The 20,201-nt window shown below is 45.8% G+C and carries 15 protein-coding genes, 1 tRNA gene and 1 pseudogene; 7 read left to right on the top strand and 10 right to left on the bottom strand.

Annotated elements, in window-relative coordinates:
• Positions 1-42 precede the first annotated feature (42 nt).
• Positions 43-2,100, top strand: coding sequence for an HD family phosphohydrolase (locus FDF36_RS18050; RefSeq protein WP_220392297.1), 2,058 nt, complete (start codon positions 43-45; stop codon positions 2,098-2,100).
• Here the strand turns inward: FDF36_RS18050 and FDF36_RS18045 are convergent.
• From FDF36_RS18045 to FDF36_RS18030, 4 genes are all read right to left on the bottom strand, one after another.
• Complete coding sequence (locus FDF36_RS18045) at positions 2,075-2,548, bottom strand: low molecular weight protein-tyrosine-phosphatase (protein ID WP_005791496.1); 474 nt, start codon at positions 2,546-2,548, stop codon at positions 2,075-2,077. The two genes, FDF36_RS18050 and FDF36_RS18045, sit on opposite strands and share 26 nt — an antisense overlap.
• A gap of 114 nt (positions 2,549-2,662) precedes the next feature.
• Positions 2,663-4,462, bottom strand: a complete 1,800-nt coding sequence (locus FDF36_RS18040) for a DUF4091 domain-containing protein (protein ID WP_220392296.1) — start codon at positions 4,460-4,462, stop codon at positions 2,663-2,665.
• A gap of 41 nt (positions 4,463-4,503) precedes the next feature.
• Positions 4,504-6,963, bottom strand: a complete 2,460-nt coding sequence (gene priA, locus FDF36_RS18035) for a replication restart helicase PriA (RefSeq protein WP_220392295.1) — start codon at positions 6,961-6,963, stop codon at positions 4,504-4,506.
• 74 nt (positions 6,964-7,037) lie between these two features.
• A complete protein-coding gene (locus FDF36_RS18030) occupies positions 7,038-7,616 on the bottom strand; it encodes a porin family protein (protein WP_005791491.1) in 579 nt (192 codons plus the stop codon).
• A gap of 339 nt (positions 7,617-7,955) precedes the next feature.
• Between FDF36_RS18030 and FDF36_RS18025 the strand changes: the two genes are divergently transcribed.
• Positions 7,956-8,043 (top strand) — tRNA-Ser (locus tag FDF36_RS18025).
• A 183-nt stretch (positions 8,044-8,226) separates the two neighbouring features.
• Here FDF36_RS18025 and FDF36_RS18020 read toward each other — a convergent pair.
• Positions 8,227-9,387 (bottom strand): 6-bladed beta-propeller, encoded by a 1,161-nt coding sequence (locus tag FDF36_RS18020; RefSeq protein ID WP_220392294.1) that lies wholly within the window; start codon positions 9,385-9,387, stop codon positions 8,227-8,229.
• Between the two features lie 143 nt (positions 9,388-9,530).
• The gene (gene aspA, locus FDF36_RS18015) at positions 9,531-10,964 is read right to left on the bottom strand and encodes an aspartate ammonia-lyase (RefSeq protein ID WP_220392293.1); all 1,434 of its coding nucleotides are present in this window, start codon (positions 10,962-10,964) and stop codon (positions 9,531-9,533) included.
• A 321-nt stretch (positions 10,965-11,285) separates the two neighbouring features.
• Here aspA and FDF36_RS18010 point away from each other — a divergent pair, with 321 nt between their 5' ends.
• The 3 genes from FDF36_RS18010 to FDF36_RS18000 are packed head-to-tail and all read left to right on the top strand — an operon-like array spanning position 11,286 to position 14,918.
• Entirely contained in the window at positions 11,286-12,596 is a 1,311-nt protein-coding gene (locus tag FDF36_RS18010; RefSeq protein WP_220392292.1) for an anaerobic C4-dicarboxylate transporter family protein, read from the top strand.
• Between the two features lie 43 nt (positions 12,597-12,639).
• Positions 12,640-13,698 carry an L-asparaginase 2 gene (gene ansB / locus FDF36_RS18005; RefSeq protein WP_220392291.1) on the top strand — a complete coding sequence of 353 codons (1,059 nt, stop codon included), beginning with the start codon at positions 12,640-12,642 and terminating at the stop codon, positions 13,696-13,698.
• 32 nt (positions 13,699-13,730) lie between these two features.
• Positions 13,731-14,918, top strand: a complete 1,188-nt coding sequence (locus tag FDF36_RS18000; protein ID WP_220392290.1) for a porin — start codon at positions 13,731-13,733, stop codon at positions 14,916-14,918.
• 73 nt (positions 14,919-14,991) lie between these two features.
• On the opposite strand, the gene FDF36_RS17995 is transcribed toward FDF36_RS18000, so the two are convergent.
• From FDF36_RS17995 to FDF36_RS17985, 3 genes are all read right to left on the bottom strand, one after another.
• Positions 14,992-15,213 (bottom strand): DUF2795 domain-containing protein, encoded by a 222-nt coding sequence (locus tag FDF36_RS17995; RefSeq protein WP_002558131.1) that lies wholly within the window; start codon positions 15,211-15,213, stop codon positions 14,992-14,994.
• 71 nt (positions 15,214-15,284) lie between these two features.
• The gene (locus tag FDF36_RS17990) at positions 15,285-15,848 is read right to left on the bottom strand and encodes a cob(I)yrinic acid a,c-diamide adenosyltransferase (RefSeq protein WP_005782133.1); all 564 of its coding nucleotides are present in this window, start codon (positions 15,846-15,848) and stop codon (positions 15,285-15,287) included.
• Between the two features lie 48 nt (positions 15,849-15,896).
• Entirely contained in the window at positions 15,897-16,526 is a 630-nt protein-coding gene (locus FDF36_RS17985; protein ID WP_220392289.1) for a hypothetical protein, read from the bottom strand.
• Between the two features lie 102 nt (positions 16,527-16,628).
• Here FDF36_RS17985 and FDF36_RS17980 point away from each other — a divergent pair, with 102 nt between their 5' ends.
• On the top strand, positions 16,629-17,588 hold the full coding sequence (locus FDF36_RS17980; RefSeq protein ID WP_220392288.1) for a FimB/Mfa2 family fimbrial subunit: 960 nt from the start codon (positions 16,629-16,631) through the stop codon (positions 17,586-17,588).
• Between the two features lie 194 nt (positions 17,589-17,782).
• Here the strand turns inward: FDF36_RS17980 and FDF36_RS21590 are convergent.
• A pseudogene (locus FDF36_RS21590) lies at positions 17,783-17,866 on the bottom strand (DUF4369 domain-containing protein); the annotation flags it as partial.
• A gap of 89 nt (positions 17,867-17,955) precedes the next feature.
• Here FDF36_RS21590 and FDF36_RS17975 point away from each other — a divergent pair.
• Positions 17,956-20,100, top strand: coding sequence for a glycoside hydrolase family 172 protein (locus FDF36_RS17975; protein WP_220392287.1), 2,145 nt, complete (start codon positions 17,956-17,958; stop codon positions 20,098-20,100).
• Positions 20,101-20,201 lie beyond the last annotated feature (101 nt).

The following is a 20,201-nucleotide window of genomic DNA, read 5'->3' as shown; positions in this document are numbered from 1 at the left end:
CTATTGTTTTTTTTTGTACTTTTCGCAAAAAATTCAAGGGTTATGGAACACTGGAAGAAGAAAAATAGTTTCTCATACAAAGATTTGTTATATAAAGCGCTGATTTTCGTCGGTACCGTGGCGTTCATTGTTTACTTCCTGCCCCGTGACGGGAAGTTTAACTATCAGTTTGACATGAACAAACCATGGAAGTATGGCCAGTTAATGGCAACTTTCGATTTTCCGATCTACAAAGACGAAGCGGTAGTAAAACGGGAACAAGACAGTCTTCTGGCTTCTTTCCAGCCTTACTTTGAACTGGACAAAGAAGTGGAGAAGAGTGCCCTTGCCAAACTGAAAGAGAATTATCACGCCCATCTGAAAGGTATATTGCCTTCGACGGACTACATCCGGTATATCGAGAGAGGCCTGAAAGCCATCTACCAATCGGGAGTCGTATCGACAGAAGAGATGCGGACCCTCCTCCACGACAGTATCTCTTCTGTCATGGTGATTGAAGATAAGTTGGCCAACCAACGGACAACTGACGGCATCTATACCGTAAAGAGAGCCTACGAGAATCTTATATCGGGTGATACCGCCCATTATAACAGAGACATCCTGCGGCAATGTGCACTCAACGAATACATCACCCCCAATCTCATTTACGATTCTGTGCGTACGGAGACAGCCCGGAAAGAATTGCTCGACAACTACTCCTGGGCAAACGGAGTAGTACAAAGCGGCCAGAAAATCATTGACCGTGGAGAGATAGTCAACAAACAGACCTATAACATCCTGGAATCTTTGCGCAAGGAATCTATCAAGCGAAGCGAATCCATCGGACAGAAGCGACTGATCCTGGGCGGACAGATCTTGTTTGTCGGCATATTGATACTCTGCTTTATGCTTTACCTGGAACTGTTCCGCAAAGATTATTATGAACGCAAAGGCAGCTTATCGTTACTCTTCGCCCTGATCGTGTTCTATTGTGTCATCACGGCGCTTATGGTGACAAACAATATATTCAATGTGTACATCTTGCCCTATGCCATGCTTCCGATTATTATCCGGGTCTTCCTCGATTCGCGTACGGCATTCCTGACACATGTCATCACCATACTGATCTGCTCCATCACCCTGAGGTATCCCCACGAGTTTATCCTGACACAAATAGCCGCCGGCCTGGTAGCTATCTTCAGTTTGAGAGAACTGTCACAACGTTCGCAGTTGTTCCGCACGGCCCTTCTGGTCATACTGACGTATGCAGCTATCTATTTCGCTTTTGAACTGATCAGTGAAAACGATCTTTCGAAGCTGAACGTAAGTATGTATATTTACTTCATTATTAACGGCGTACTATTACTGTTCGCTTATCCTCTGCTATTCCTGCTTGAGAAGACTTTTGGCTTCACGTCGAATGTTACGCTTGTAGAATTATCGAACATCAACAATGATCTGTTGAGAAGAATGTCCGAAACTGTTCCGGGTACCTTCCAACACTCCATGCAAGTGGCCAATCTGGCTGCTGAAGCTGCGATACGTATCGGAGCCAAAAGCCAGTTGGTACGTACCGGAGCATTGTATCATGACATCGGCAAAATGGAAAATCCGGCTTTCTTTACCGAAAACCAGTCCGGAGTGAACCCCCATAAGAATTTAAGTTATGAACAGAGTGCGCAGGTGGTTATCAGCCATGTGACGGACGGATTAAAACTGGCCGACAAGCATAATCTGCCCAAAGTGATCAAGGACTTTATCAGTACTCACCACGGGCGCGGAAAGACCAAGTTCTTCTACATATCCTGGAAAAACGAACATCCGGGTGAAGAGCCGAACGAAGAAATTTTCACGTATCCGGGCCCGAACCCGTTCTCGAAAGAGACAGCCATACTGATGATGGCAGACTCCGTAGAAGCCGCCTCACGCAGCTTGCCGGAGTATACCGAAGAGAGCATCAGTAATCTGGTAGATAAAATTATCGATTCGCAAGTACAAGAGGGGTATTTCAAAGAATGCCCGATCACATTCAAAGACATCGCGACGATAAAAGCTGTATTCAAAGAAAAGCTGAAAACGATTTATCACACACGCATCAGCTATCCTGAGTTAAAGAAGTAAGGAGTCCGGCACAAGCATCCTCAAGTATATCGAGTACGTACTCAAAGCCCTCCGCACCTCCATAATAAGGGTCGGGCACGTGATCGGCGGGGATGCGGGTGCAGTATTCCGTCATCCGGTGGATCTTTTTCCACTCTGCCGGAGAGGGCGCTTTCTCCTTCAGATCGTCCATGTTCCGATCATCCATACCGATTATAAGATCGAAGTTATAAAAATCTTCCGTACGGACAGGACGCGAACGATGTACCAGTTCATATCCTCTGCGGGCGGCATGGGCACGCATACGGCTATCGGGCAGTTCCCCCTGGTGATAAGCCAATATACCGGCTGAATCAATCACAAACTCTTTTTCCAGGCCGGCTTCTTTAATCAGATGAAGCATCACGCCTTCTGCCGTAGAAGAGCGGCAAATGTTGCCGAGGCAAACAAAAAGTATTTTCTTTTTCATGCTTTCTTACTTTTGAAATATAAAGATATAAAAATCCGCATGCAACAACGTGCCGCATGGATCTCCCAGCTACGCGTTTCTGCATGCGGTATCATATAAGTACAGTCAATAATTCTACAACGAATTCAGTATTTTGTTCGCCTTATTCACTGTTTCGGCAGCTGGAACTTCAGGGAAGTCTCTCAAGTTAAATGTAGAGAGCATTTTTTCCAGCTTCTTAAATCCGGTCTTGTTTTTCTTATCCGTAAATTCCTTGCGAAGGATCGTTATCTTTTCGTGAGCCTGAACACCCTCGATCAATTTCTCGAAACGAATGGAAGAGCGTGCTCCCGGATAAACCAGATAAGTGTCTCCACCGGCCCAAGCCTCAAAACGTGAATCGAGCAGCGGCTCTTTCGGCCAGCTGTTATAAGCCCAACGCAGATAGCCGTCAAGATGATCTTTGGCAGAATAATAACTCATCCAGGCAGCCTCGGCAGGATCGGAGAAGGTAAAGGTATTCGGGAAAGCTTCCGTACAACACGTATAATAGGTAGTAGGAAGATTGTTTTGTGCACGGCGTGCCAATACCTCCACAGGATAAGAAGCTCCGATAGGAATACAATAGTCGTAGATATCCGCTTCCAGTTCTTTGTGGAAATTGCCCGCCAGCGATACTTTAAACTCAGGATCAGCCTTGCGGATCACCTGCAATGTTTTCTGCATAACCTCCATCGGGCGTTCGTCCATGGCAATGGTACAAATATCGAACCAACCTTTCTCACGTAAATGTTTAGAGAATGACTTCAACATAGCCACCCACATCTCTTCATAAGCTTTTTCGCCCGGAGCGGTTTTCACATACTGCATACTGTTCGTAGCCTGATCGAAATATTGGAAAGACAACTTCCACGGAACCATCGAGTAGCAATTGATCTGCTTGTCGATACCCACGCTCATCATCATCTCTACCCACTTGTCGAACACATCATAATCGAAAGCCCAAGTGCCGTCCACTTTCTTTGTCCAGGTGACCATCGATTCAAAGTAGTCATAAGTCTGTCCGTTCCAGGGTTTATGCATGATGGAAGCCGTAATAATCTTCTGTCCGGCATCCGCCAGCATCTTCATCACAGGACGCATGGCATCTATGTGTGCCTGACTCCAGAGCGGAACCTGATAATAACGTGCCACGGCAAACGGACTCTGCCACAAATCGAGGTGGAAAGCCCACTGAGACGGGGCAGGCAACACGCGTGAAGAGACTTTGATGTCCATCTTCAAGGTAGACAGGCGGTTATCTCCGTCTTTCACCTCGACCGTACCACGATAGACTCCCGGTGACACAGTCTGGGGAACCTGGCAATTGATCCAGATGGCCTGAGTGCTTTTAGCTTCCATAGGCATCGAAGTCAGCAAGTGGTCAATCGGATCGGCAACCAACAGAGAGTCGTAAATGGAGTGATCGGGACGATAACCACAGCCGCCACGTCCGTCTTTATTCAATTCGTCGGTCATCACATAGCGGACAAAACCTCCGCTGAATGCATCGGCCGGAAGTACATCTCCCTTGGAGTTTTTAAATTCGGAGAGAGAATAGTTCAATCCTTTCAGGTCGGTACCGGTCCAGACAACAGCCTGCGCATGGAGTTTCTCACCGCGCCATCCCTCCAGCGTAATGCTTTTCTGCGGCTGGATCACAGGTACGGCATGTTTCGCATACCGGGTATCGGTATTTCCCCATTGCACCCGAGGGGCTTTGACTGCCGCCCATTCTTTTTCGGAAGGAGCAACCGGATCGGGCAATTCTTTATAAGACTGGATGGGGAACGGGGCCTGTCCGGTCGGTGTTCCACATTGTGTCACTCCTTGCTGGGCAAGAAGCGGGCCTGTACTAACCAGGCAAGAAAGCAAAAGTGTCGTGATTCGCTTCATGGTTTCATTTTTTAAGGGTAATATATTAAGATTGGTTTTCATTACATAGGATCTACATCATAGTAAACAATCAGCGATTTAAACCGTTCGTCTTCTATCATTTCACGTTGTACCCGCAAAAGTAATTCACGGGCACGACTCATCGGCGCATTTTGTTCTATTTTAACAACTATTTTTCGTATGAACAAAGTTTGAATACGGGCAACGGGCGGTTTATCCGGTCCCAGTATCCGGTTTCCGAACAATGCGCGCAGTTTCTCGGCCATGGTGTGTGCCATCACATCAAGCAACGTCTCGTTCCGGTTTTTCAGATAGACATACACCATCCGGTAATACGGAGGATAATGAAACATCTGCCGCTCAGCCAGTTGTCCCGCCACCATATCTTCATAATCGTTCGTCATCACCTGACGGATGATGGGATGGTCTATACTTTTGGTTTGCAACACTACCCTGCCCCGTTTATTTTTTCGTCCGGCACGTCCGGCAACCTGCGCCATCAACTGGAAGGCACGTTCGTACGAACGGAAATCGGGATAATTCAGCATCGTGTCCGCATTAAGTATCCCCACCACGCTGACGTGGTCAAAGTCGAGTCCTTTGGATACCATCTGGGTACCGATCAGTATATCGGTCTTTCCCTGTTCAAAGTCTGCAATAATTTTTTCGTATGCCGACCGCGTACGTGTAGTATCGAGATCCATACGCGCTACGGAAGCTTCCGGAAAAATCAGCTTCACATCATCTTCTATCTTTTCCGTACCAAACCCTCTGTGCATCAGTTCGACCCCTTCGCAAGCCGGACACGAACGGGGCAACTGGTAGGTATACCCGCAATAGTGGCAAGTCAGCTGGTTGATACCTTTATGATAGGTCAGGCTGACATCACAGTTCTTGCACTTTGGTACCCATCCGCACGTGCGGCACTCTATCATCGGAGCAAATCCCCGACGATTCTGAAATAGAATCACCTGCTGTTTATTATCGAGTGCCTCGCGGACATATTGCAGCAGCAACGGAGAGAACTGCCCCGTCATCCGCTTCTTGCGGTGCAACTCCTTTATATCTACCGGAATAATCTCCGGCAATTGAATTTCCTTATAGCGTTCTTTCAGTTCCACCCACCCGAATTTGCCGGTAGTGGCATTCTGCCAAGTCTCCACCGAAGGAGTGGCAGTACCCAGCAACGTCTTTGCCCCATACATCGAAGCCAGCACGATGGCAGCATTCCGGGCATGATAGCGCGGTGCGGGATCTTGTTGCTTATACGTATTTTCGTGTTCCTCGTCCACAATGACCAGTCCGAGATTCCGGAACGGGAGGAACACCGAAGAGCGTACCCCCAGAATGATGTCGTAACCCTCCTCCGTCAACTGCTTTTGCCAGATCTCTACTCTCTCGGCATCGGGGAACTTGGAGTGATAGATTCCCAACCGGGAACCGAACACTCGTTTCAGCCGTTCGGTGATCTGGGTAGTCAATGCTATTTCGGGCAACAGATAAAGCACCTGCCTGCCTTGCCTCAACGTCTCTTCTATCAGGTGGATGTATACTTCGGTCTTTCCGCTGGAAGTCACTCCGTGGAGCAGACAGACATTCTTCTCCTGAAAGCTCTGCATGATTTCATGATAAGCCCGTTGCTGGTGTTCGTTCAGCACGTTCAGTTCTACCGTCTTTCCGACCAAACGGTTCAACCGCCCGATTTCCTGATAATAGACCTCGAATATCTGTTTTTCTACCAATCCGTTGAAAATAGCGGGAGAAGCAGAGGCACGTTGCAGAAGTTCTTTCTTGGACACTTCTTTGGATGCACCGTCCCCCAACGCGCCGGAAAGCTCCACATACTTCATCAACAACGCCAACTGTTTCGGAGCGCGCTCCAGCTCGTCAAAGATACGCCGGAGATTCTCTTCACCGGAAGCGTCTGCCGCCAGCCGGACCCGGGCTTCCGTTTTGGGTTTATAGGTGCGGCGGAGCTCTTCTTTTACAAACAGAGCTTCCTTGTCGAGCAGCGACTTGATAACGATGAGAATGTTTTTCAATCCGCTCTCTTTCTCAAGTTTGGTGACACATTGCTCGGGTTCTTTGGCAAGCAGGTCGAGCAGCAGTTGCTCGCGTTCAGAAAGAGGAGCATCCGCCTCGAAGTCGGGATTATACTCCACAATCGTCTCGCTCTCCAACTTCAGGCCGGAAGGCAATGCGGCTTTGTAAACATCACCCTGCGTACAAAGATAATAATCGGCCAGCCATTCCCAGAACCGGAACTGACCGGGCAGCAGTATCGGAGAGGTGTCAAGTACGGTAGAGATCTCTTTGACTTCATATTCGGTCGGTGCATAGTGATGCACATTGCGAACAATGGCTGTATAGTACTTCTTCCGCCCGAAAGGTACAACTACCCGGCAACCTATTTGCACCTCTTCAGCCCCTTCGTCCGGAAGGGAATAGGTAAAGCAACGGGGCAGAGGCAAAGGTAATATGACATCTACATACTTTTTCATTGTGAGGACAAAGATACAAAAAATCCCCGACGCAAGCGCCGGGGATTCGTTTATCATAAAATGATTCTGTCTTCTTAGAAAATGTAAGCTGCGGAAATCTGCCACATTTTAGTCTTATAAGAGAAATCAGCTTCTTTCCATTCTGCCGTTTTATTCAACGGAATGTTATAATTGGCACCTACTTGTAAGTGTCTCAACAGCTTCACACCAGCACCTACATTGATTCCTACCTGAGCATTTTTTTTATTCAACCGTCCAAGCTCTCCATAGTTTTTATCACCGGAGAAGTTAAAATAGAAATCCGGACCGGCTGCTACATAGATACCCAATGCGCTACCCAAACCGATAGTATACTTTAAGTTGATTGGAATATCAAGCCCATTCTGTCTGATAGACTCATCACCGACTTTTACACCTCTCTGAGCAAATAAAAGGGCACCGTCAACACCCAGACCTACCAATGGAATAGTAACCTCAGCCATCGGACCGATAAAGAATCCGGTGAAGTTGTCTGTTTTTAAATCAGACTTATTAAAATCAGCTTTTGCCAGGTTTACACCACCTTTCACACCAAACTTGATAAGTTGTGCCTGAGCAGGCATAGCCATACCGATACATACAGCTATCATTAAAGCACTAATAATCTTTTTCATAACTAAGTTGTGTTTAAAATTCGGGACAAAGATATAGTTTTAAATTAAAAAAACATTAAATCTGTTTGCATATTTTCAGCAAAGCTTTCTATTGTATAACATTACGCTACCCTGTTTTGTTTTTTAGTAACGTTCACATAAAGGCACATGCCATCTATCGGAAAGCCCGTGTGAACATCTTCCTAAGGCAGCATATACCAGTTGCCCATCCGGTAAATCCTCTCCTTAAAAAATACCCTTACCGTCTCAGGATGGAAACATTCAGATGCAGACAAGAAGAAAAAAACACCTTTACCGGAACAACGGACCGAAAATCCATGTACCTTTGTGCTACTTCAAGGAAAGATGCCAGAGTGATCGAATGGGCCGGACTCGAAATCCGGTGGACGGCTTGTCCGTTCCGTGGGTTTGAATCCCACTCTTTCCGCAATAATTTTGTTGTTTGTCCGTCTCCCCACAAGTGGGGCCACTCAAAAAGAAGAGATGCACCGAGAAATAAGAATCTACGGCACATCTCTTTTTTTATGTCAAATGCAAGCGGAAGCTTTCTATGCCGGACGAGAGCATACGACGCGACTTTCTTCTTGCGTCCTCGGTGAGGAAGGCTTCCTTACTTTTTGAAGTGAATCAACATCAATACCGGGTTGTCGTCGGCTTTCAGTCCGGCGGCTATCTCCTTCAATTCACCGCTCAGTTGACCGGCTTCATAAGCATCCATCAGGTCTTCGGACTTCAGAACCGCCAAACCGCAGTCTTCGGGATAGCTATAGAACATAATACCTTCCACATGCTTCGAAGTATCATCTTTATTTTTCAATAAGTAATGGCAGACTTCCTGTGTACGACAATCATACAACCATTCTTCACTCTTCAAATCCAATGCCTCGATACTGTTCATCGGCACTTCCATAGGTTGCTTAGTCAGAAAGAAATAGGATCCTGCTACTCCGCGTAAAAACAAACCATACTTGTTTCCTTCTTCCGAATGCGAAGGAATGCGGGCGAACAATGGTTCCAAGGTGCGGTCCGGATTCATTGCAAACAAGGTATCCGAGTCGGGATTGCCGATATAAAAGTGGGAGCCATTACGAATCAAAGAGGGTTCCAGAAGATAAGCGTATGAATGGTTTTCCGCATTGACAATAAGCTTGACGAGAATATTTCTTTTCTGCACATAGTCCAGTGAATCCAGATGCCCGTCCCGGGTAGAGACCAAAAGATAAGGATAGAAGTTGGCATCCTGATCGTCCGACACCTTTGACTCCTGTTCCGCTATCAAATAGTCGGGAGAGAACAGGCACATGCGACTCATCCGTTTCCCTTCAGGGAAAGTAAAAGAGTGCTTAAACTTTCCGTCCAGAGAATAGACGTGAATCTGCTGACGGTTCATCTCCTTCAGGTAAAGTTCGCCGTTCGCCGGGTTTACATCTATCGAACCGATATCCTTGTATTCACCCGGACCGTTACCGACCCTGTGGATGCGGTTGAGTGCTTTTCCCTGCCGGCTGAAGAAGCAGACGTCGTTTCCCCGATGTCCTTTGGTTATCACATATTGATCGGTGACCACTTCAACCGAACCGTCGAACAGAAATTCATCGTTAGTCTCCAAAGGAATATAGCTTATGTCAGCAATATCCTGCAACACGATCTCCTTTTCGGGATAATCTTCGGTCATATCAATTACAGGCAGAGCCTGCTTCAATGCTTCCTTGCCCCCCTGACACGAAGCCAACGCAAGGGATACCCAAAAATAAAACGGGAGTCTTTTCATAGTACAAATTATTAACCGACGGGAAAGATACATATTATTGCCGAAATTTGTACGCTACCACACCCTAAAAATAAAAAAGGAGGAAATGCCCGTTCGGGCATTTCCTCCCCTACTTACTGAAAATTAGGCTTCTATGCTTGGTATCAATGATTGGGCTTAATATCAAGTTTCACCGGATGAATCATGTTTTCCGGCTTCAAGATCGTATCGAGATCTTCTTTTGAAAGAATGTTATGTTCCAACACCAATTCGTAAACTCCCTTACCGGTCTCCTGTGCCTCTTTGGCAATCTTAGTAGAATTCTTGTATCCGATGACAGGGTTGAGGGCTGTCACCACACCGATGCTGTTGTGAACATCTTTCCGGCATTTCTCCTCATTGGCCGTAATGCCGTCTACACACAAGGTACGCAGTGTATCGAACCCATTCATCAGCAAATCGGCAGATTCAAAGCAACATTGTGCCATAACCGGCTCCATCGCATTCAGCTCCATTTGAGCCGCTTCACCGCTCATAGCCACGCAAAGGTCGTTGCCTATCACTTTATAGTCGATCTGGTTCATCACTTCGGGGATAACCGGATTTACCTTACCGGGCATGATAGACGAACCGGGTTGCATAGCGGGCAGATTAATCTCACCCAACCCGCAACGCGGGCCGGATGCCAGAAGACGCAAGTCATTACAAATCTTATTCATTTTTACAGCTATACGACGCATGGCTGAAGAATATCCCACCAGACAGGAAGTATCGGAAGTAGCTCCTATCAGATCGTCGGCCAAACGGATATCCAGCCCGGTAATCTTCCGGAGGGCCGCGATGCATTTGGCAGCATATTCCGGTTCGGCGGTAATTCCGGTTCCGATGGCAGTAGCTCCCATATTGACTGTCAGGAAGTCCTGTGCAGCAAAGTCCAGATTCTTAATTTCATCTTGAAGGATGCTGGCAAAACCATTGAATGTCTGCCCAAGCGTCATCGGCACCGCATCTTCCAACTGTGTACGCCCCATCTTGATCACATGTGCAAACTCTTCTGCTTTTCTCCGGAAAGCACCGATCACTTCTTTGAAATGCTTCACCAGTTTGAGGTGCGTATAATACATACCGATATGGATAGCGGTCGGATAAGCGTCATTGGTAGACTGCGAACGGTTAACATGATCATTGGGCGAACAATATTGATATTCCCCACGTTTATGTCCCATTAACTCGAGTGCGCGGTTGGCTATCACCTCGTTGGCATTCATATTGGTGGTAGTTCCGGCTCCACCCTGAATCATGTCTACCGGGAATTGGTCGTGATGTTTGCCTTCCAGAATTTCTTTACATGCATGGAGAATGGCATTTGCCTGTTCTTCGGTCAGCAATCCAAGTTCAAAGTTAGCCATAGCGGCTCCCATCTTGGTAATGGCCAGTGCATTGATAAATAAGGGATACTCACAAAGATGATATTTACTAATGCGGAAGTTCTCTATTCCCCGAAGGGTTTGTACGCCATATAAGGCGGTTTCGGGTACTTCACGTTCACCTATTAAATCACTCTCTGTACGAGTTGCTTTCGATAATTCTTCTTTCATAATATATCTTTATTAACAATTATAATCTTAACTGTGTTTATAATAACCAAACTTAAGCAATATTGTTTTGAAAGCAATCATATTCACTATTTAGTTAACATACTTTAAACAAGGAGTAATTTACGTATAATAAAGCAAATACATGTATCATATTGTAAATAGCATCCGATTGAGAGATATTTTATAAAATCTCCTTCACAATGAAAAAATATGCAAACCAGCAAAAACCAATTAACTTCTTTTTTGTTGATTACCATATCATTTACCAATTCAGAGACAATTTATTAAATTATCTTTGCCCAAAAATTAAAAAAGAAAGATATGATTTTACAATTGGCTTTTGTACTGACAGCTATTATTATCGGTGCCCGTTTAGGAGGTATCGGACTCGGAGTAATGGGCGGCGTAGGTTTAGGAATACTGACTTTTGTCTTCGGACTGCAACCCACAGCCCCTCCAATCGATGTAATGTTGATGATTGCCGCAGTTATTTCGGCTGCATCGTGCATGCAGGCAGCCGGCGGACTGGACTATATGGTGAAGCTGGCAGAAAAGTTATTGCGTAAAAACCCGTCGCACGTCACTCTTTTGAGCCCTATTGTGACTTATCTGTTCACCTTCGTTGCCGGTACGGGACATGTTGCCTATTCCGTACTGCCGGTGATTGCCGAAGTGGCCACCGAAACAAAAATCCGTCCGGAACGCCCTCTCGGCATCGCCGTTATCGCTTCCCAGCAAGCCATCACGGCCAGTCCCATTTCGGCAGCCACAGTTGCCTTGCTCGGACTTCTGGCAGGTTTTGACATTACTTTATTTGACATTTTAAAAATAACAATCCCCGCTACTATTATCGGTGTGCTGGTAGGTGCACTGTTCTCAATGAAAGTGGGTAAAGAACTGGTAGACGACCCGGAATATCAGAAGCGATTGGCAGAAGGGTATTTCGACTCTAAGAAAGTGGAAATTAAGGACGTACACAACAAGCGCAATGCAATGATCTCGGTTCTGATTTTCATTTTAGCAACGGCCTTCATCGTACTCTTCGGGTCTTTCGACGGTATGCGCCCCACCTTCCTGATAGACGGAGAAACCATTACATTAGGGATGTCTGCCATTATTGAAATCGTAATGCTTTCGGCAGCTGCGCTTATCCTGATAATTACCAAGACGGATGGAATCAAAGCAACACAAGGTTCTGTTTTCCCGGCAGGAATGCAGGCGGTAATCGCCATCTTCGGTATAGCCTGGATGGGTGACACATTCCTGCAAGGCAACATGGGGCAACTGACAGAATCTATCGAAGGATTGGTTCGGCAGATGCCGTGGTTATTCGGAATAGCTTTGTTCGTAATGTCTATCCTGCTTTACAGTCAGGCGGCCACAGTACGTGCACTGATGCCACTGGGCATCGCCCTCGGCATTTCGCCGTATATGCTGATCGCCATGTTCCCGGCCGTAAACGGATACTTCTTCATTCCGAATTATCCGACGGTGGTTGCTGCCATCAATTTCGACCGTACAGGAACAACCAAAATCGGTAAATATGTGTTGAATCATTCGTTTATGATGCCCGGATTGGTATCAACCGTTGTAGCTATCGTACTCGGATTGCTCTTCATCCAGGTATTTTAAAAATACGAACTATCTATTTTTTAACCTAAATAACAGTTGAGTCATGAAAGAACTAAAAAGACTAAGCCTTGTAGTGGTTACACTACTGCTTTCCACAATGATGGCCTTCGCACAGAAGCCAAACATTCACATCCTTGCTACCGGAGGAACGATTGCCGGGACAGGCGGCTCGGCAACCTCTACCAATTACACAGCCGGACAAGTAGCAATCGGTACACTGCTGGATGCAGTACCCGAACTAAAAAACATTGCCAATGTGACCGGTGAACAAATTGTGCGCATCGGTTCGCAGGACATGAACGACGAAGTATGGCTGATACTTGCCAAAAAGATCAACCAGTTGTTGAAACGTCCGGATATCGACGGCATCGTTATCACTCACGGAACAGATACAATGGAAGAAACGGCTTACTTCCTGAACCTGACCGTCAAAAGCGACAAGCCGGTGGTGCTGGTAGGAGCCATGCGTCCTTCCACCGCACTTAGTGCCGATGGTCCGCTGAACCTTTATAACGCCGTAGTCACCGCAGGAGCCAAAGAATCTGTAGGCAAAGGCGTACTGGTAGCCATGAACGGATTGATTCTTGGGGCAGAAAGCGTATTAAAGATGAATACAATCGATGTACAAACCTTCCAGGCCCCCAACTCCGGAGCGTTGGGCTATATCTTCAACGGAAAGGTATTTTACAACCAAGCCCCACTGAAAAAGCATACCACTCAGTCTGTGTTCGACGTAACCAACCTGAACACTCTGCCTAAAGTAGGTATCGTTTATAGTTACTCAAACATTGAGGCAGATATGGTAACCCCACTTCTACACCACGATTATAAGGGTATTATCCATGCCGGCGTAGGTAACGGAAACATTCACAAGAACATTTTCCCGGTACTGACGGAAGCCCGTAAGAAAGGAATACTCGTTGTCCGTTCATCCCGTGTACCGACCGGACCTACGACACTGGATGCCGAGGTGGATGATGCTCAATATCAATTTATCGCTTCGCAGGAATTGAACCCGCAAAAGTCACGTGTACTGCTGATGCTTGCACTGACCAAAACCAACGACTGGAAGCAGATCCAGCAATATTTTAATGAGTATTAACCGGGCATTAGACCGATAAAACCTGAACACTTATGAAGAAATTAATGGCAATGCTGCTCCTTGCGGGCAGCATTCAAGGAGTGTATGCACAAAAGACAGAAAAGAAAGAAATGTTTCTGGAAAACAAATCGTTGTACGAAGAGTTGGCCAACGTGCAAAAAAAGACGGATAAGTTCAATCTGTACCTCAATATGCAAGGTAGTTTTGACGCTAACTTCCGCGATGGTTTCGACGAAGGAGTATTCAAAATGCGTCAACTCCGCATCGAAGCAAAAGGTAATCTCAACAACTGGCTCTCTTACCGCTATCGTCAACGCCTGAACCGTTCGAACGAAGGAGGAGGAATGATCGATAACATCCCTACCTCGATAGACTATGCCGGAATCGGTGTGAAACTGAACGATCAGTTCTCTTTCTTTGCCGGTAAGCAATGTGCCGCTTACGGAGGATTTGAGTTCGACCTGAATCCAATCGACATTTACGAATACAGTGACATGATTGAGAATATGAGTAATTTTATGACCGGACTGAACGTGGGTTATAATATTACCCCCACCCAGCAACTCAACCTGCAGATTCTGAATAGCCGTAACAGTTCGTTTGACAAGACATACGGAATCACCGAAGATTCGGAAGGCAAATTGCCGGATCTCAGATCGGGGAAGATGCCACTGGTCTATACCCTGAACTGGAACGGCAACTTCAATGAGGTATTCAAAACCCGCTGGTCGGCCTCCGTCATGAGTGAAGCTAAGGGCAAGAACCTTTACTATTATGCAGTGGGCAACGAACTGAATCTGGATAAGTTCAATATGTTTGTCGACTTCATGTATTCACAGGAAGGTATCGACCGCAACGGTACTATCACAGGAATCGTGGGTAATGCCAGCGGACACAATGCTTTCAACGCCGATTACTTATCTGTGGTGACCAAGCTCAACTACCGTTTCCTCCCGAAATGGAATGCTTTTGTAAAAGGTATGTACGAAACAGCTTCGGTTACTAAAGCGGCTGATGGCATTGAAAAAGGTAACTATCGTACTTCTTGGGGATACCTGGCCGGAGTAGAATTTTACCCGATGAAGACCAACCTGCATTTCTTCCTGACCTACGTGGGGCGTTCATACGATTTCACACATCGTGCCAAAGTTTTGGGACAGGAGAACTACAGTACCAATCGTTTGTCTTTAGGTTTCATCTATCAGCTACCAATGTTCTAATCCCAATAAAATAGTCCCGATAAACGATCTGGTTTATCGGGACTATTCATTATTTTCAATTCATTCGTCCGTATCAATACTCCTCTTCATTGAAGAAGAAATCTTCTTTACTGGGGTAATCCGGCCAAATATCTTCTATACTTTCATAGATTTCGCCTTCATCTTCCATTTCCTGAAGGTTTTCAATCACTTCAAGAGGAGCACCCGACCGCATGGCATAATCAATCAGTTCATCCTTAGTTGCCGGCCAAGGAGCATCTTCCAGTTTAGATGCTAATTCCAACGTCCAATACATAAGCTTTCGTATTTAAAATGTGAATATTATTACCTACTCTCTATTTTTCGGCAAAAGTATAATAAAATATTTCACTTGCAACTATTATTCCAAAATATTTCATCTTTTCCCTCATTAAAATTCATTTTACGAGACAAGACAAATAAATAATCAGACAGCCGGTTGACATAAGCCAGCAAATCGGCAGAGATTGTATAGCTTTCGGATAATGCAAGAATACGCCGCTCCGCCCTCCGGCAAACGGTACGGCAAACGTGGCAAAGTGCCGAGCCACGACTTCCTCCCGGAATGATGAAGGAATGTAAAGGCGGAAGAATTTCGTCGGCAGCATCAATTTCACGTTCAATAGCTTCTACATCGGCAGGGGTAATAATACTGACATCGTGCAGTTGGATCTTCTCCTGGTCAGTGGCCAGATGCGAACCAATGGCAAACAGTTTATCCTGCACCGACTGTACGAAATCCAAATCATGCTCGTCCATTAGGTAAGTTGCCAGTAATCCCAGATTCGAGTTCAGTTCATCGACCGTTCCATACGCTTCAAGGCGGATGTGGGTTTTCGGCACACGGGTTCCTCCTATCAGACCCGTTGTTCCTTTATCACCCGTTTTTGTATATACAAGACTCTTTTTCATAATGATAGTAAGTTTATTATTTCTGTAAAGGTTAACACACAAAAGGATTCAGAAGTTGACGATATAGTGCTGTTTTATCTTCGTACGGTCGAAAAAGACGATTCCAAGATCATATAAGTCGAATGTAACACCCGTCCGGTCATCCTGCTGTATCTTTTTCCAGAGTGCTTTCATCTTTTTCGTATAGCAGATACCGGCAATCACAAAAACTCCTTGTTCCGTTGTTCTCGATGCACAGATATCGAATACCTTCTCTACAAATTCCGGATTACGGTAATGATGCAAATAAAGAAAATCGACAGGTGTATCTTTCTCTAAAAAGAGTTCCGACAAATCAGAAGCGCCCAGATAACCGGCTTTGGCATGTCCGGCCTGCAGATACAAGGACGATGTCGATAACGTTCCGGCATCCACAATCGTAGCAGGCTGCATCCGGTTGACCAACCGGAACAATAACCGGTTCACCTTTTTTGATTCATGCCGCCACTTCCTGCCGGGACTTGCCGACATCTTCTTTTGCTCGGCTTCCAGCGAATTATAAGCATAGTAAGGCGTACGCTCATAGATGACGTTGGTTATCAGGTCGAAAGCAAACGGTGAATGAACCCCATATCCACAACGGTGGCGAAAGCGGGCCAACCAGATAAAAGGACGTTTCAACAGTAGAAATCCGTTCATAATAAATTGAAATATATCGCGTTCAATGCGCAAAGATATATAAAACCATTTGAGAAGTAAAGTGTTATATGCAAGTAATTAAAAACCTAAACCAGAAGATTTATGAAGAAATTAATATTCCTGACCCTTCTGACCGCTGCAATATTTTACAGCTGCTCGGATGATGATTCATGCGTAACCTGTAAAGACGATAATGGGAATTTGGTCACTCCCGATTTAAGTGTTACCCTATCCGATACACAGAGTCCGATGACGGGTGTATTGGAAGCCTACCCTTGCCAGGCAGGAGGTGCCATTTATTATGGCAATTATATCGGAGGCAAGCTAACACCCTTCCCGGGAATGTATTACCTCCAGAACGGAGAGATCTACGGAGATAATAACAGGGAAATATCTCTCCCGGTAGGCACTTACAACATGATATACTGGGGTACCCCGAAATATGAAGAACCGATTTACAGCAATCCGGTCGTCGTCGATCCCCAGATCAGTATCGGAGGTGACCTTTCACAACAGTATTTCGGGCTCCGGAAGGTCTCGGCGGATACGACCTACTATCCGGTATTCGACTTGGTGTATACAGTGAAACCGGCACATATCGGCACGGAGGAACTGAGTGCAGCCATGCAGCGTGTTGTTGCCGGACTGAAAGTAATCGTCAAGAACAAGAACAACGGTATTCTCAGTTCCAGTATTGCCAGCATGGAAGTACACGTAGGAGGCATTGCCGAGAAGTTGAACATGTATACAGCCGCTCCGGTCAATCAAACCAAAACAGTATCTTTCCCACTTGTATTGTCGACAGATGGCACTCAGATGAGTAATGCCACGGTCATGCTTTTCCCATCGTCCGCCAAGCCGATGTTCAAACTGATCATCAAACTTAAAAACGGAAACACCAAGGTCTATCAGCAACCACTGAATGCCCCGCTAAAAGCCAACAACAAACTGACCCTTACACTAACTTTGGGTGATATCTTCTCGGAAGAAACTTCCGGGGGATTCACCATTGATAACTGGCAAGAAGAGAACGAAACGATAGATGTACCGGTACTGGAATAATCATCAGGCTACCTTCAGCGAAATCCGGACTCCATCCGACGACTGCCGGGCAGAGTGATCACTCTTACAGATCCCGACAGCAAGAACACAAAACCGGAAACCTCCTCGCGGAGCCTTCCGGTGCAACACTAAAAGTACCGGACAGGCAGAAGAACCAGGTAAAACTCCTGTCTGTGTATTCCGGTATGTTTTCACTAACCGATGCCGAGTGTTTTTCGCGCTTCGGCCTGTTGTTTTTCAGTTAGCTTGTCCTGATAGGCTTCATATAGTATGTAACCACAGTACTATGATTTAGTACGTTTTATTATAGTCTAAGTCGATATACTTTCCTAATATTGCCATCACGAATCATTAATCAAATTATGGTATGAACACAAAATCAAAACAACTCTTACTATCGTACTCGAAACCCAAGTTTACAACAGGAATGATAAGGTTGAGCATCACCTTGCTCTTCTCCATTCTATGCATGGGTTCATTTGCACAGAAAAAGTCCCCGATCACCGTAGAAACCCTCTTGGAAGAGATGACTTCACGCGACGAGATGACTCGTTATCCGGCCCTGCCCTATCATAGCATGCAGCAAAGCAGTTACGATCGCAGATCCGTTTCTCCCGACCAGCCGGGCTGGTTTGCCAACGACGACGGCGAAGGATTTATCCGCCTTGAAGAACGCGACGGACGAAAAGAAAAGGTTCTTTTTGAGGACAAAGGTCCCGGTGCCATTACCCGTATATGGCTCACAACCTTTGGCAGCATAAATACAATCTTACGTTTCTATTTTGACGGAAAAGACGAACCGGGCTGGGAGGTGCCCTCTTATGATCTCCAGAAGTTCGGTGTGCGAGGATTGAAGAAAGGGTTAATCGAACCGGACAATAGATGGAACAGAGGCAGCCTGATTTATCTACCTGTCCCCTATAACAACGGCTGCAAAGTAACCATGGAGGAACTTACCCCCGAACGGACTAACCGACACTTTTTGTTCAATTACCGCAAATACCCCACAGGTACTCCGGTAGAAACTTTCTCACAGGAAGTGGCAGACCGCATACCCGCTTTAGCAGAAAAAACATCCGACACACTCTATAAAAATATGGATAAGGGATTTGATCCCCAGTCTGATTATGGCAAAGGTTCACTTAACCATCAACAGAGTTTTTCATTAAATAAAGGTGAAAAACAAAAGCTGAACCTTCACACAGGAAAAAGAGCGATCAGCCTTCTTCAGTTCAATGTGAAAACAGATAAAAACCTGAAACCCGGAACAGACAATTTTGCCCTATTGATGCGTAGCCTGATCGTAACCATAAGCTTTGACGGAAAACAAACCGTATGGGCTCCACTATCCGATTTTGCAGGCTCCGGCATGGGATCTTTTGCGTCCAGGAGTTTTTTCTTCTATTCCGACGGCAAAGGGATTGTCTGCAGCAAATGGTTGATGCCCTATAAGCAAGATTGTGAAATCACGATCTTGAACCTCTCTCCATACAAAGCCGATATACAAACAGATATTGTTTCACAGCCCTATGAGTGGGACAACCGGTCTCTCTATTTCCATACAGCCTGGAAGCAGGAACGTGGTCTGCCCGTCGTCACCTGGATGGAACATGAAAAATGTATGGATTGGAATTTCGCCACTATATCCGGCAGAGGAGTTTATCGGGGAGACCTGCTATCACTTTTCAACCATACGACAGAGTGGTATGGGGAAGGAGATGAAAAAATAACCGTAGATCACGAACCATTTCCCTCCCATTTCGGAACAGGCACTGAAGACTACTACAGTTTCGATGGTTATTTTAAAAGTCAGACACCATTTGCCGGGCAACCCCGCCAGGATATGCGAGATTTTTATGGCTACAACAGCTTCTTCAGAGTCAGATGCTTAGATGCCATTCCCTTCAACCGGCAATTGAAGTTCGATTTCGAATTGTTAGGTTGGGAAAACGGGACGGTAGATTACTCTTCGACTGTATTCTGGTACGGAGACTTAGGTTCCGAAGCCACAGGCTCTTCCGGCATAGAAGAAATAGAAGCAGGATTATTGCCTACCCCCACTCAATCTCCTGTCTGCAGCATACCAAATGCCATTGATTTTTGCCAAATCCGACCAACTTCCAAATCAGAAAGGCTGCGTTATGACAGACAAAGACTCAGCGGGCATCCGGGCAAATGGAACTTAAAAGACCACCTGGTATGCCATGGCGGTAAGGAAGGCGATTACATTGAGTTCGAATTCTCCGGTTTTGAGGATCGTGAATACAGCTTGAGTCTATATTGTACCAAAGCAACCGACTACGGCAATATAAGGTTGTATGTAAATCACCCCAAAAACGGAAGACAGTTGGACTGTTACAGCGAGAAAGTCGAAGCCACAAATGCCATTGATTTAGGCACATATAAACCTGTAAACGGCAAATTTATCCTGCGGATAGAATTAATCGGCCGAAATCCGCTATCGACAGGAACATTGTTCGGACTGGATTGTATACAGATCGAGCCACTTTAACCATAAAGCAACGGATGCCCCAATGTCTATTTCGTAAAATAATCCATGCTTTTATAACTTTCATCCATTTTATGATATAATTTTCAACCTTACTTTTGTAT

This window comes from Bacteroides fragilis (genome assembly GCF_019583405.1).
Taxonomy (GTDB): Bacteria; Bacteroidota; Bacteroidia; order Bacteroidales; family Bacteroidaceae; genus Bacteroides; species Bacteroides fragilis_B.
This window is presented reverse-complemented; position numbering and strand designations above follow the sequence as displayed.

Coding starts and splice junctions, on each gene's coding strand:
- FDF36_RS17980 (WP_220392288.1), top strand. CDS start 16,629: ATGAAGAAATTAATATTCCTGACCCTTCTGACCGCTGCAATATTTTAC.
- FDF36_RS18010 (WP_220392292.1), top strand. CDS start 11,286: ATGATTTTACAATTGGCTTTTGTACTGACAGCTATTATTATCGGTGCC.
- FDF36_RS17985 (WP_220392289.1), bottom strand. CDS start 16,526: ATGAACGGATTTCTACTGTTGAAACGTCCTTTTATCTGGTTGGCCCGC.
- FDF36_RS17995 (WP_002558131.1), bottom strand. CDS start 15,213: ATGTATTGGACGTTGGAATTAGCATCTAAACTGGAAGATGCTCCTTGG.
- FDF36_RS18030 (WP_005791491.1), bottom strand. CDS start 7,616: ATGAAAAAGATTATTAGTGCTTTAATGATAGCTGTATGTATCGGTATG.
- FDF36_RS18045 (WP_005791496.1), bottom strand. CDS start 2,548: ATGAAAAAGAAAATACTTTTTGTTTGCCTCGGCAACATTTGCCGCTCT.
- FDF36_RS17990 (WP_005782133.1), bottom strand. CDS start 15,848: ATGAAAAAGAGTCTTGTATATACAAAAACGGGTGATAAAGGAACAACG.
- FDF36_RS18040 (WP_220392296.1), bottom strand. CDS start 4,462: ATGAAGCGAATCACGACACTTTTGCTTTCTTGCCTGGTTAGTACAGGC.
- ansB (WP_220392291.1), top strand. CDS start 12,640: ATGAAAGAACTAAAAAGACTAAGCCTTGTAGTGGTTACACTACTGCTT.
- aspA (WP_220392293.1), bottom strand. CDS start 10,964: ATGAAAGAAGAATTATCGAAAGCAACTCGTACAGAGAGTGATTTAATA.
- FDF36_RS18050 (WP_220392297.1), top strand. CDS start 43: ATGGAACACTGGAAGAAGAAAAATAGTTTCTCATACAAAGATTTGTTA.
- priA (WP_220392295.1), bottom strand. CDS start 6,963: ATGAAAAAGTATGTAGATGTCATATTACCTTTGCCTCTGCCCCGTTGC.
- FDF36_RS18020 (WP_220392294.1), bottom strand. CDS start 9,387: ATGAAAAGACTCCCGTTTTATTTTTGGGTATCCCTTGCGTTGGCTTCG.
- FDF36_RS17975 (WP_220392287.1), top strand. CDS start 17,956: ATGAACACAAAATCAAAACAACTCTTACTATCGTACTCGAAACCCAAG.
- FDF36_RS18000 (WP_220392290.1), top strand. CDS start 13,731: ATGAAGAAATTAATGGCAATGCTGCTCCTTGCGGGCAGCATTCAAGGA.